We start from the raw sequence: 13827 nt of genomic DNA on the forward strand, positions 1-13827 counted from the left end.
AAAAAATTGTAATCGGTTAATATTTTACAAAATCTACAATGATAAAATATTTTGTTATAATTAAAGTTAAGCATAAAATTTAGTGGAGGTTATATTATGAATACCCCGATCAAAGTAATGACGATTTTTGGGACTCGACCAGAAGCAATTAAAATGGCTCCCATTATCCTAGCGATGAAAAAACGACCAGCGCAATTTAAACCGATTACCGTTGTATCAGCCCAGCATCGTGAAATGTTAGACCAAGTCCTAAGCGTTTTTAAAATTAAACCTGATTATGATTTGAATGTAATGAAACCAAATCAAACCCTAAGTGGAATTACGACTTCTGTAATTAATGGGTTGGATTCAATCATTGATGATACTGCCCCTGATATTATTTTAGTTCATGGTGATACAACAACGACCTTTGCTGCAGCAGTCAGTAGTTTTTATCACCAAATTCCCCTTGGCCATGTTGAAGCAGGGCTACGCACATGGGATAAGTATTCTCCATATCCTGAGGAAATGAATCGTCAAATGACAGATGTATTAGCGGATTTATATTTTGCACCGACCCAGTTAAGTCGGGATAATCTATTAAGGGAACATCATGACGCACAAAATATTTTTGTTACTGGGAATACTGCAATTGATGCCTTAGAACAAACTGTAAGTGCTAATTATAAACATTCTGTATTATCTAAGATTGATACGAAACACCGTATTATTTTGTTAACGATGCATCGGCGTGAGAATCATGGTGAACCAATGCGGAGGACTTTTAATGCGATTAAGGATGAATTAGATCAGCATCCAGATGTAGAAGTTGTATACCCAGTGCACTTAAGTCCAGTGGTGCAAAAAGTGGCTCATGAGTGTTTTGATGGGGATCCACGAGTTCATTTAATTGAACCGCTGGGGGTAGTTGACTTCCATAATATGGCTGCAAAAAGTTATTTTATTATGACTGACTCAGGTGGAGTCCAAGAAGAAGCACCATCATTAGGGAAACCAGTGTTAGTATTACGGGATGAAACTGAAAGACCAGAAGGCGTGGATGCTGGTACCCTTAAATTAGTGGGGACCAACACCAAGTTGATTAAACAGGGGATTGAATTATTATTAGATGATCCGATTGCATATCAAAAGATGGCTGATGCTAAGAACCCTTATGGGGATGGTAAGGCATCAACTAGGATTTTGGATGCAATTCAAGCTAATTTAGGGCGGGTGACACATCATGCTTAATCGTATACCAACTAAATTAAGAAGAATTGTAAGCGTATTTATTAATCACTATCAAGCAGCTAACGTTTCTGATTCTGCAGTTGTAATTGCCTATTATTTATTGTTATCAATTTTTCCATTATTATTTATTATTGGTAGTATTCTTAGTTTTTCTGGAATTGATAGTGGTTCAATTTTAAATTATCTCCATCCACTTCTGCCCCCTCAAGTAAATCAAACGCTGGGTCCCATTATAAGCACGGCCCTTAATGGTGGGGGCAAACAACTTTCGGTCGGAATTATCATTACGATTTGGTCCTCAAGTCGGGTAACCGCTGCTTTAAAACGGACGTTTGATAGTGCATATGGGGTTAAAAATAATCACGGAGCGTTAATCACCAGAATTTTTTCGTTTATGTGGATGATCTTAATGTTCGTTGCAATTACGGTAACGCTAGTATTCTTCAGTTTTGGTAATAAGTATATCTTATCGATTTTGAAGGTGCCGACAATCATCTATCAATTAATTGACGACGTTAGGATTCCAGTCTCGTTAGGAATTCTTTTCTTAATATTGATGTTTGTTTACTATGTCATTCCAGCGGCATCCACTAAGTTTAGGTACGTTTGGATTGGTTCATTGGTAGTTACGGTTGGGATTTTAGTTTTATCCCAAGGATTTTCAATTTACTTAACCTACTTTTCGAAGGGCTTTTCAACTTATAAGGCCTTAGGAACGTTTATTATTTTAATGTTTTGGTTATACTTCATTGGAATATTAATTTTATTTGGCGCCGTAGTAAATGCTTCAATTCAGGAACTAAAAGAGGGTAAAATCAAGGCTAAATCTATAAAAGAGCGAATAAAAAAAGTCACAGAACAATGATAGTTCAGTGACTTATGATTATTGATTAGCAGATTTGACTAGCTGGGCTGCAAAGTGATCAAGGGTTTTGATATCATCACCCTCTGGTTCAAGATTGATTTTAACATTATCAGCCCCTTGTGTTGCATTTGCCTGTTTGAATGCATCACTAAATGAATCGACTGCGACGTTATAAAATTCCTCGTAGTATTCATCTCCTGATCCAGCGACTCCATAAACCTTGCCATTTAAGTCTAGTTCTTTTAAGTCGTCAAAAAAGTCGAGTCCTTCTTCTGGTAAGTGTCCTTCATCATAAGTATATGGGCAAACCACACAAATATCAGCTTTTAAAAATTCGGCAGCATCAGTTTGAGAAATTTCTGTTTCAATAACTTCAACCCCTAGGTCTTCAAGGCCCTCAGTGACGATGTCAGCAACATCTTCATTATTTCCGGTAATTGTAGCAAAAACAACGTGCGCTTTCATTATAATAATCTTTCCCTTCATAAATTCTTAATTAAAATATTAGCGTATATTAGTATTAAAAACAATAGGAGGCCGCTTGAATGCAATCCAAAATTACTAAAATTACCGCCCAAAAAAGAAAGGGTCGTTTTAATGTTTTCATTGATGGTCACTATGCTTTTCCAGTTAGTGAAAATGTTTTAATTCAGTTTCAGCTGGTTAAGGATATGGAGATTGATGAGACGTTGGAAAAACAGCTCGTTGCAGCTGAACACGTTGATAAGATTTATCAAAAAGCAATTAATTATATTGCTAGTCAATTAAGGACAGAAAGTGAAGTTATCAATAAATTAGAGACTGAAACCGATGATTCAGATATAATAGAATTAGTTATTCAAAAATTAAAGGATAACTTACTTTTGAACGATCAAAACTATGCTAACAGCTATGTGCGCAGTGAGGTTCGGATTATGGATAAGGGGCCCGTTTCAATTATCCAACACCTAAAGCAAAAGGGGATTAGTGATGTTATCGCTCAAAGTGCGGTATCAAATTATTATTCATTTGAAGACCAATTAGCAAATGGCCTCCATCAAGCTCAAAAAATGTTTAAAAGATATCGAAACGATTCATTTAAACAGGCAATGATGAAACTAAAAAATGGTTTAGCTAGAAAGGGCTATTCATTTGATCTGATTAGTGAAATTATCCAAACTGCCAATTTTAAGCCTGATTTAGATAATCAATCTTTAGTATTAGAAAAACAATTTCAAAAGGTTTGTCATCGTTATCGAGGATTAAGTCCTCAAGATAAAAAATTTAAAATTAAGCAATTTTTATATCGAAAAGGATTTCAAATTGATGATATTGATAGATTAATTGATAATCAATTAAGTTAAAGGAGCACTATGAATTATGAATGACCACTTTAAAAGATCAAAAATATTATTTTGGTCATTAGAAATATTGATTGTAGTTGCAATTATTTATTTCTGTAATAAAATTAGCTTTATCTTTTCGCCAGTTGGAATTTTTATTTCCACTGTATTTGTTCCAATATTAGTTGCTGGTGCGCTATTCTACATGTTAAATCCAATTGTTGAACTATTAATGAAAATTCATTATAAACGGTTTAGGGTCAGTAGGACCATCGCAGTTTCAATTATTTTTATTGCCTTTTTAGGGGCTTTAATTTATATTGGAGTTTCCTTTATTCCACGAATTTTCACTCAGGTGACGACTTTATTTTATCATTTACCCGATGTAACTGACTCTACTGAAAAAACAATTGAAAATATTACTAACCATGGTTGGTTAAAGAATGTTGATGTAACCGATTATATTAATCAGTTCCAAAGTTATTTAACTAACTACACGCAAAATATTTTGGGTAGTGTTACAACCAGTTTAGGGAACGTCATTTCAATGGCTACTAGCGTAGTGATCGTGGTAATTACGGTTCCTGTAATCTTATTTTATATGTTAAAAGATGGTCATAAGCTAATGCCAACGATTAAAAAAATGATTCCAGAAGATCATCAAAAGCAAACGTTGGTGTTATTGGGGAAAATGAATGAAACGATTGCCCGTTATATTGGTGGTCAGATGATTGAATGTCTTTTTGTGGGCATTTTTACCTCATTAGGGTATGTATTTATTGGGCAAAAGTATGCTCTTTTATTAGGGGTATTTGCTGGGGTATGTAATATTATTCCATACGTTGGTCCCTATATTGGAATTTTACCATCCTTGTTAGTTGCCTTTTCATATGACGTTTCACAAGTTATTTATGTAATAATTGTCGTATTGATCGTCCAACAATTAGATGGGAACTTAGTTTATCCCAATGTAATTGGAAAGAGTTTACGAATTCATCCCCTTACAATTATTGTTATTTTATTGGCTGCTGGTAATATTTCTGGATTGGTTGGGATGATTTTAGCAATCCCACTATATGCGGTTGTTAAAGTAGTTGTCCAATATTTATATAATATTTGGTTAATTCAACACAATTATGAGGCTAAAAATGATTTAAAACCATAATATCAGTTATGAGTGTGATAGAATGAAATTATTAACATTAATTAGGAGAATAAGATTAATATGAAAAAAGTAATTACTTATGGAACCTTTGATTTATTACACAAGGGGCATGTTAGATTATTAAAACGAGCTCGTGAGCTAGGTGACTACTTAATGGTTGGCCTTTCTAGTGATGAATTCAATGCCGAAAAGGGGAAAAAGGCATATACGTCCTTTGAGGATCGTAAATATGTTTTAGAAGCAATTCGCTATGTCGATAAGGTAGTTCCTGAAAGTGGCTGGGATCAAAAAATCAAAGATGTTCAGGAAAACAACATCGATGTGTTTGTGATGGGTGATGACTGGAAGGGTAAATTTGATTTCTTGAAGGAATATTGTGAAGTTGTTTACCTACCAAGAACTGAAGGAATCTCAACATCAAAAATTAAAAAGGATCTTGGAATTAAAGATTCTGATAATTGGAAAGCTTAATGTCAAAAGTCTATCTTGATTATCTAGGTAGGCTTTTTATTTCTGATTGCTAAATTGAATTATGTTAAAATTAATTGATGATTAAACTAGAAGGGATAAATATATGGTTAATGCATTAGATAAGAATGTCTCAAAACGAAGAACATTCGCAATTATTTCTCATCCGGATGCCGGGAAGACGACGATTACTGAACAGCTTTTGTTATATGGTGGTATCGTTCGTGAAGCTGGAACGGTTAAGGGAAAGAAAAGTGGTAATTTTGCTAAGTCTGATTGGATGGAAATTGAACAAAAACGGGGAATTTCAGTTACTAGTTCAGTAATGCAATTTGATTATCAGGGAAAAAGAATTAATATCTTGGATACTCCTGGGCATGAGGATTTCTCTGAGGATACCTATCGGACCCTAATGGCTGTTGATTCAGCTGTCATGGTAATTGATGCTGCCAAGGGGATCGAAGCACAGACTAAGAAGCTATTTAAGATCTGTAAAATGCGGGGGATTCCTATTTTTACCTTTATGAATAAGATGGATCGTGATAGTCGCGATCCAATGGAATTGATCAGTCAACTAGAAGATGTATTGGGGATTGAAGGATACCCAATGAATTGGCCGATTGGTTCTGGAAAGGTACTAAGAGGATTATATGATCGTTATAACAAGCGGGTCGCTCTTTATCGGCCCGAAGAAGATTCTGAAAAGTATTTACCATTGAACGATGATGGTGATTTAATGGTTGATAGTGATTTGCCAGATGATGAAGTTTATCAAGATGCCAAGACGAATATGGATTTGATTCAAGAGGCTGGAAATCAATTTGATATTGATAAGATCAAAAATGGTGATCAAACACCAGTTTTCTTTGGTTCTGCATTGGCTAATTTTGGAGTTGAAACATTCTTAAATGCCTATCTAGATTTCGCTCCCAAACCTGGTGAACACGAAAACACTATTGATGATGAGGAAATTGAACCAGACAATAGTAATTTCTCTGGCTTTATTTTTAAAATTCAAGCTAATATGAATCCTAGACACCGAGATCGAATTGCATTTGTCCGTGTTTGTTCGGGAGAATTTGATCGGGGAATGGATGTTGTATTACAAAGGACCGATAAAAAACTACGGTTATCGAACGTGACCGAATTTGTAGCCAATACTCGTGAAAACGTTGATAAAGCGGTTGCTGGTGACATTATCGGCCTTTATGATACTGGTAACTTTCAAATTGGTGACACAATTTTTACTGGAAAACAAGCAATTAAATTTCCACCATTACCACAATTTACGCCAGAGCTATTCATGCGGGTTTCTGCCAAAAACGTGATGAAGCAAAAGTCATTTCATAAGGGGATTCATCAATTAGTCCAAGAAGGGGCGGTTCAGCTCTATACCACTTATTCAACTGGTGATTATATTCTAGGTGCGGTTGGACAACTTCAATTTGAAGTATTTCAATTTAGAATGCAAAATGAATATAATTCAGAAGTGGTTATGGAGCCACTTGGGCATAAAATAGCCCGTTGGATCAAGCCTGATCAATTAGATGAAAAAATGTCATCCTCAAGAAATATATTGGTAAGAGATACCCATGATCAGCCATTATTTTTATTTGAAAATAGTTTTGCTGAACGCTGGTTCCACGATAAATATCCTGATGTTGAATTAATGTCTAAATTATAATCAAAAAAATAGATGCTATCCCAAAGGAATAGCATCTATTTTTTATTTAGCAGGCTTTACAGTGATTTCTTGTTTTTTGTCCAACGTAGCTGTTAGGTCTCTTGCATCTTGATGATCAAGGTAAAAGTCTGCGACTTGATCTTCAATTTGTTCTTGGATTAATCTTCTAAGTGGCCTTGCCCCCATTGCAGGGTTATATGCTAAGTCGACAATTTTATCCCTTACGCCATCGCTTACGCTAATATGAATGTTTTGTTGGGCTAACATCTTATTCATATTATTAAGCATTAAGCTTACGATTTGCTTTAGGTCGTCTTTAGAAAGGGGATTAAATTCAACAATATCATCGAACCGATTTAGGAATTCAGGTTTAAAGTAGTCACCCAAGTGATTTAGTGCAGAGTGTGATTTTCCAGATGCGCTAGCACCGAAACCAACATTGGCCTCTACTTTACCAGTTCCAGCATTACTAGTCATAATGATTACGGTGTCCTTGAATGAAACGGTACGCCCTTGTGAATCAGTTAACCTTCCATCATCTAGGATTTGTAAAAATGCATGTAAAACATCTGGATGGGCCTTTTCAATTTCATCAAATAGAATTAAGCTATATGGATTCCTTCTAACTTTTTCAGTTAGTTGGCCGGATTCATTATAGCCCACATAACCAGGCGCAGAACCAATTAGTTTAGAAATTGAATATGGTTCTCGGTATTCAGACATGTCAAATCTAATCATTGAATCCTCAGAACCAAATAACTCTTTTGCAAGTTGCTTAGCTAATTCGGTTTTACCAACACCGGTCGTTCCAACGAATAGGAAGGAGCCAATTGGTCGACCAGTCCCATTAAATCCAATCCGATTTCTTTTAATTGCTTTAGCAACCGTTTCGACGGCTGCATCTTGACCAATAATGCCAGCCTTTAAATCAGCACCAAGGTTTTTTAATTGCTGTTGTTCTTTTGACTGAAGGTCGCCAACTGGGATATTTGTGATTTCTTCAACGATTTTTTGAATATCACGAACAGTGACCTCTGGACGTTCAGAATTGGTATTTTGATTATTGTTCTTAGCCTCTTTAAATCTATTAGCTTCATCACGATAGTATGCAGCTTTTTCGTAGTCCTCTTGTTTTAGGGCCGCTTTTTTTTGTTCATCTGCATTTTTAATTTTCAGTTCAATTGTTTCTGGACTAGTAACATCAATTGTTAGATTCTTTCTTGATCCAGCTTCATCAATTAAATCGATGGCCTTATCAGGTAAGAATCTTCCTTGAATATATCGATCTGAGAGCTTTACAGCCGCCTTTAATGATTCTGCGGAATATTTAACGTGGTGATATGATTCATACTTATCCTTAATTCCCTCTAGGATTTTAACGGCTTCTTTTGGTTCGGGTTCTTGGACCATAACCGTTTGAAAACGTCTTGCCAATGCGGCATCTTTTTCAATGTTACGATATTCATTGAGCGTAGTTGCACCAATTAACTGAAATTCACCACGGGCTAATGCGGGCTTTAATACATTTCCTGCATCCATACCACCTTCGGCATTTCCTGCGCCCATAATTTCATGAATTTCATCAATGAATAAAATAATATTAGGGTTAGATTGGACTTCTTTAACTAGCGATTGCATCCGTTCTTCAAATTGTCCACGAAGGCTAGTTCCTTGGACGATTGAAACAATGTCTAAACTAATGATTTGCTTATCCTTTAATTTTTCAGGAACGTCGCCATTGGCAATCTTGATTGCTAAGCCCTCAACGACTGATGTTTTACCAACTCCAGCTTCCCCAATTAAAACGGGATTGTTCTTGGTTCTTCTATTAAGGATTTCAATGACACGCTTAGTTTCCTTGTCACGACCAATTGCAGGGTCATACTTGCCCTCTTTAGCTAGTTGGGTCATATTGATTCCAAATTTTGATAAAACGCCATCTTTATTTCCATTATTTCCATTATTACCGTTGTTACCATCATTACCATTGTTTTGTGGATTAGGATCAGGTTTATTGGCATCATTATTATTTTGCATTGAGCGGAAGATGTCGTTTAAATCTCCGAATCCAAATGGATCTTGTGCCATATTAGCGCCCCCATTTCCATCGTTTTGTAAAAGTTGATAGCAATTTTGACATAGGTCAACTCGCTGTCTATTGCCATTTCGATTTACATATAAGTGAATTGTTGCTTCATTTTTACGGCAGTTTTGACATAACATATTGCTACCCTCCATTGATTTGATTAGCCAGTTTGGTTTGACCTTTACTGACCATGTAGAGATATTATACAACTTAAACGGGACGATTCAAACAATTTGATTTTATAATAACTCATTTTTGAATTTTTGGAAATTCGGCCTTAGATTTAATATAATAGGTGTATAAATTGAAGGGGTGGATAGGTTGACTAAGGATTACGGTGAATTGTTAAAGCAATTGAAAAATGGTGAAATTGATAAAATTGAAGTTGATTCAAAATCTTTTATGGCTTTTCAGAGTGCCTTTATGGATTTTGAGAGTCGTAAAAGGGTCGTTGGGACAGCCTCTTTAGATGGAAAAGTAGTTTATCGATTTGATTCTGACAAATGAAGTACTGGTTAGGGAACGTTTTAAGTTAAAGTACTTCAGATATGTTATAATGAAAAAAAGAGAATTACTTATTGTTTTTTAATCAAATAGTAATTTAAACAAGGAGGATGAATAATGGAACAACGTCAATTTAAAATTATTGCTGAAACTGGGATTCACGCCAGACCTGCGACATTATTGGTTCAAGCAGCAAGTAAATATGCTTCTGACATCAACTTAGAATATGATGGTAAAAAGGTAAATCTAAAATCTATCATGGGGGTAATGTCCCTTGGGGTTGGCCAAAATGCAGCAATTGTTATTACGGCTGATGGTGATGATGAAAAGGATGCTTTAGATGATATTGCTGCCACCCTTAAAAAAGAGGGTTTATCTGACTAAAAATGCACAAAATAGAAGGAATTTCTGCAAGCGAAGGAATCTCAATAGCGAAAGCCTATAAAATCGTTGAGCCTGATTTATCATTTCAAGACACTATCGTTAGTGATAAAAATGCGGAAATTAATAGACTGCATGATGCATTAAGAGCATCAATTAATGAATTATCAATCATTAAGGATGACATTGTTGATAACCTTGGTAAAAACGAAGGAATGGTATTTGAATCACATATTCAAATGCTTTCTGACCCAGAGTTCATTAGTTCAATCGAGCAATTGATTTTAGATCAGGGTATCTGTGCCGAAAAGGCATTGGATGTTACTGCTAATAATTTTATTCATTTATTCAAATCAAATGTTACGAATGTTTGGATGAAAGCCCAAATCAAGGAAAGAACTAGCGATGTGATTGATATTAAAAGGCGGGTTTTAAGTCATCTATTGAACGTTAAGCTTCCCGACCTATCATTGGTAGATCGTCCAGTGATTATCGTTGCAAAGGATATTACCCCAAGTGATATTGCACAGTTAAATGGAAAATATGTTAAGGGGATCGTTGCTGAATTTGGTGCTCAAACATCACATTCATCAATTATGGCACGAACGCTAAAATTGCCAATGATTTTAAGGGCTAAGGGTGCTATTAAGGAAATTCGTAATGATGATGAATTAATTGTAGATGGACTATCTGGAACCATTGTAATTAATCCCACCCGCTTGCAAATGATTGACTATCATGAACGGATCAAGGCTTTTAATATTGAGTTAAAAAAACTGCAAAACTTTAAAGCTAAAATCACCATGACAGAAGACGATCGACACCTAAGCATCGAAGCCAATGTTGGTAGCGATAAGGATTTAAAAGCGGTTACCGATTCATCAGCTGAAGGAATCGGCCTTTATCGAACTGAATTTTTGTTTTTAGGGCACGACAATGTTCCGACCGAAGAAGAGCAGTTTGAAAGCTATCGAAAAGCAGTTTTCCATATGAAGGGCTTACCGATTATTTTTCGGACCTTAGATATTGGAAACGATAAGCAAATCGGTGGTGTAGACTTAGATAAGGAAACTAATCCTGCTTTGGGTCTACGGGGGCTTAGAATTAGCCTAAGGTCTGAAAAAATGTTTCGGACCCAGTTGAGAGCCTTAATTCGGGCATCTGGTTATGGTGAGATATCAATTATTTTCCCAATGGTTTCAACCGTTGATGAGTATCGACGGGCGCGTGATATTTATGATGAAGAACGACTGGCAATGCAAAAAGACGGGCAGAATATGGGAGTTGTAAATTTAGGAGTAATGATTGAAGTCCCATCTGCCGCACTGCTTGCTGATGAGTTTGCTAAGGAAGTTGATGTAGTTAGCATTGGGACGAATGATTTAGTGCAGTATTTAATGGCTGCAGATCGACTCGATGAACGGGTTTCCAATCTATATCAACAGTTGAATCCCGCGGTTTTGAGAACGTTAAAATATGCAATTGATGCGTTTCATGCTGAGGGTAAATCAGTTTCCATCTGCGGAGAAATGGCATCAAGTCGATTAGCCATTCCATTGTTAGTAGGGATGGGGGTTGATAGTTTCTCAATGAATAGCGAATCAATTCTAAGGACTCGTAAACTAATTAGCCAAATTGATTCTAAATACGCTAAAAAAGTTGTAGATGACGTAATTAATAATGCTGCTACTTCTGAAGAAGTAATCGATAAGTTAAATCAATTCTTAGATAAAATTTAACAACGGCGATCATAAAACAGTGCTATTCCCTTTAATATGGGCAGTAGCGCTTTTTTATTAATCAATGGTTGTTTGCAAACTATCTGGCAAAACAATATAATACTAATGATATAGCGGTTTAGAAAAGCATACTCATTTTAATTGAAGGGAAGTGGATAAAATTAATATAGGGATATTTACTGATACCTATTTTCCACAAGTAAGTGGAGTAGCTACTTCTATCAAAACGCTTAAAAGTCAACTAGAAAAAGATGGACATCAGGTCTACATATTTACGACTACGGACCCACATGTTGATAAAAATACGTATGAACGGAATATATTTAGATTTTCTAGTATTCCTTTTATTTCTTTTTCTGATCGACGAATTGCAATTCGGGGGTTATTTCAAGCCTACCAAATTGCCAAAAAGCTAAATTTAGATATTATTCACACCCAAACTGAATTTTCAATGGGGGTTATTGGTAAGTTCGTTGCAAAAAATTTAAAAATCCCATGTCTTCATACCTATCACACGATGTATGAAGATTATTTACATTACGTTGCAAATGGAAAACTGTTGAAACCAATCCATGTTAAGGAAGCAACTTTAGCATTCTGTCATAAAATGACGGGGGTAGTTGCACCTAGTAAGCGGGTTTTGGATACCCTAACTGCTTATGGGGTTAAAAGTCCAATTAGAGTAATCCCAACTGGAATTGATGTTGCTAAATATGATCAACTTGACCACCAAAATCTGAGGGCTAAATTTGGTTTTACCAATTCAACCCCCGTCTTGTTATCAGTTAGTAGGTTGGCGTTCGAAAAAAACATTAACGAATTGATCGATTCAATGCCTAAAATCATTAAATTAAAACCAGATGTTAAGCTAGTAATTGTTGGTGATGGGCCTGCGAAAGAATCACTTGTAGAACAAGTAAACCAATTGAATTTGAATGATAACGTTATTTTTGCTGGTGAAATTAATAACGATGACGTTAATCACTATTACCACATGGCCAATATATTTGTTTCGACATCTAACTCTGAATCGCAAGGACTAACTTACATTGAAGCAATGGCTGCTGGGGTAAAAGTAATTGTAGTTAAAAGTGCTTATACTGATGATCTATTAAATGATAAGTCATTGGGGATGACATTTTCTACAGAAGCTCAGTTCATATCTGACGTTTATGAGTACCTAAGTCATCCTGATAAGTACAAGTTGGTATCGGATGAATTACGGAAACAAAAATTGAATAGCATTTCCGCTGAAAATTTTGAACATCAAATTGTGCAATTTTATCGTAACTCACAGTTAGAATATGAAGAAAATATCGACAATTCAGCTGAAATTGATTATTAAAGGATGAATAGAATGCTAAAAATTAATATGTTTTCAACTGCTGATAAAGTAAAAGGCCAAGGGGTTGGTAGTGCTTATGATGAACTAATCGCAATGCTTAAAACCTATTTTCCTAATGAATTTGATATTCGGATTAACCAATGGACACGTGCTGATATTAGCCACTACCATACTATTAATCCGACTTTTTATTTATCTACATTTTTATGGGGGCGCGGTCGTAAAATCGGTTATGTTCATTTTTTACCAGAAACCCTTGATGGAAGCCTTAAGATGCCAAAACCAATTAAATATTTATTCTATAAGTATGTAATTGCTTTTTATAAGCGGATGGACCATATTGTAGTTGTTAATCCAATGTTTATTGATAAATTAACTAAATATGGAATTAGCAAGTCTAAAATTACTTATATTCCAAATTTTGTTAGTAAGGAAGAATTTTATCCGATTGAAAAGGAACAACAGTTAAAATTAAAAAAACAGTATGGGTTTGATCCAGATCAATTTATCGTTTTGGGAACCGGCCAGGTTCAAACAAGAAAGGGCATTCTAGATTTTGCTAAGTTGGCTGAAAAAAATCCACAAGTTCAATTTATTTGGGCTGGTGGCTTTTCATTCGGTCAAATTACTGATGGATACAAAGAATTGAAGCGAATTGTTGATAATCCACCACATAATTTAAAATTTCCTGGAATTGTTGATCGAAAAAAATTAGTTGATTTTTATAACTTATGTGACTTATTTTTATTACCTTCGTTTAATGAGCTTTTTCCAATGTCCGTTTTAGAAGCCTTCTCGTGTGGGAAACCAGTATTGTTGAGAAACCTGGATTTATATCGAGTGATTATTGATGGATACTATCAATCATTTAACGATTTTGATGAATTAAATCAACAGTTGAATCGATTGATTGGTAATGATACTGAGCTTATGAAAATGAGTGAACGCTCTTTGGAAGCATCTAAATATTATTCTGAAGATCACTTAGCTAAGATATGGGAATCATTTTATATTGAACAATCTAAAAGGGAGTAGTGT

Annotated in this window: 13 protein-coding genes; 11 read left to right on the forward strand and 2 right to left on the reverse strand. The window is 35.2% G+C overall.

The annotated features are described in order from the left end of the window. Positions 1-96 precede the first annotated feature (96 nt). On the forward strand, positions 97-1230 hold the full coding sequence (wecB, locus tag ACSYTJ_RS02495) for a non-hydrolyzing UDP-N-acetylglucosamine 2-epimerase (RefSeq protein WP_491716071.1): 1134 nt from the start codon (positions 97-99) through the stop codon (positions 1228-1230). Beyond that, a complete protein-coding gene (locus tag ACSYTJ_RS02500; protein WP_491716072.1) occupies positions 1223-2095 on the forward strand; it encodes a YihY/virulence factor BrkB family protein in 873 nt (290 codons plus the stop codon). Before wecB ends, ACSYTJ_RS02500 begins: the two co-directional genes overlap by 8 nt. Before the next feature lie 18 nt (positions 2096-2113). On the opposite strand, the gene ACSYTJ_RS02505 is transcribed toward ACSYTJ_RS02500, so the two are convergent. Next, positions 2114-2563: a flavodoxin gene (locus tag ACSYTJ_RS02505; RefSeq protein WP_491717288.1), complete on the reverse strand. Its 450-nt coding sequence runs from the start codon at positions 2561-2563 to the stop codon at positions 2114-2116. A gap of 77 nt (positions 2564-2640) precedes the next feature. Here ACSYTJ_RS02505 and recX point away from each other — a divergent pair, with 77 nt between their 5' ends. From recX to ACSYTJ_RS02525, 4 genes are all read left to right on the forward strand, one after another. After that, positions 2641-3438 carry a recombination regulator RecX gene (gene recX / locus ACSYTJ_RS02510; protein ID WP_491720061.1) on the forward strand — a complete coding sequence of 266 codons (798 nt, stop codon included), beginning with the start codon at positions 2641-2643 and terminating at the stop codon, positions 3436-3438. 16 nt (positions 3439-3454) lie between these two features. Beyond that, positions 3455-4582 carry an AI-2E family transporter gene (locus tag ACSYTJ_RS02515; RefSeq protein ID WP_491716074.1) on the forward strand — a complete coding sequence of 376 codons (1128 nt, stop codon included), beginning with the start codon at positions 3455-3457 and terminating at the stop codon, positions 4580-4582. 60 nt (positions 4583-4642) lie between these two features. Continuing rightward, positions 4643-5053, forward strand: a complete 411-nt coding sequence (gene tagD / locus ACSYTJ_RS02520; protein WP_491716075.1) for a glycerol-3-phosphate cytidylyltransferase — start codon at positions 4643-4645, stop codon at positions 5051-5053. Positions 5054-5156: 103 nt separating this feature from the next. Further along, on the forward strand, positions 5157-6734 hold the full coding sequence (locus ACSYTJ_RS02525) for a peptide chain release factor 3 (RefSeq protein WP_491720062.1): 1578 nt from the start codon (positions 5157-5159) through the stop codon (positions 6732-6734). A gap of 42 nt (positions 6735-6776) precedes the next feature. On the opposite strand, the gene ACSYTJ_RS02530 is transcribed toward ACSYTJ_RS02525, so the two are convergent. Further along, positions 6777-8957, reverse strand: coding sequence for an ATP-dependent Clp protease ATP-binding subunit (locus tag ACSYTJ_RS02530; protein ID WP_491716078.1), 2181 nt, complete (start codon positions 8955-8957; stop codon positions 6777-6779). 184 nt (positions 8958-9141) lie between these two features. Here ACSYTJ_RS02530 and ykzS point away from each other — a divergent pair, with 184 nt between their 5' ends. From ykzS to ACSYTJ_RS02555, 5 genes are all read left to right on the forward strand, one after another. Beyond that, a complete protein-coding gene (gene ykzS, locus ACSYTJ_RS02535) occupies positions 9142-9327 on the forward strand; it encodes a protein YkzS (RefSeq protein WP_491716079.1) in 186 nt (61 codons plus the stop codon). A gap of 114 nt (positions 9328-9441) precedes the next feature. Next, positions 9442-9708 (forward strand): phosphocarrier protein HPr, encoded by a 267-nt coding sequence (locus ACSYTJ_RS02540; protein WP_491716080.1) that lies wholly within the window; start codon positions 9442-9444, stop codon positions 9706-9708. A 2-nt stretch (positions 9709-9710) separates the two neighbouring features. Continuing rightward, the gene (gene ptsP, locus ACSYTJ_RS02545; protein WP_491716081.1) at positions 9711-11444 is read left to right on the forward strand and encodes a phosphoenolpyruvate--protein phosphotransferase; all 1734 of its coding nucleotides are present in this window, start codon (positions 9711-9713) and stop codon (positions 11442-11444) included. 160 nt (positions 11445-11604) lie between these two features. Further along, entirely contained in the window at positions 11605-12789 is a 1185-nt protein-coding gene (locus tag ACSYTJ_RS02550) for a glycosyltransferase family 4 protein (RefSeq protein WP_491720128.1), read from the forward strand. A 12-nt stretch (positions 12790-12801) separates the two neighbouring features. After that, a complete protein-coding gene (locus ACSYTJ_RS02555; protein ID WP_491720063.1) occupies positions 12802-13824 on the forward strand; it encodes a glycosyltransferase family 4 protein in 1023 nt (340 codons plus the stop codon). The last annotated feature ends 3 nt before the right edge of the window (positions 13825-13827 follow it).

Source organism: Nicoliella sp. ESL1113 (genome assembly GCF_058509245.1).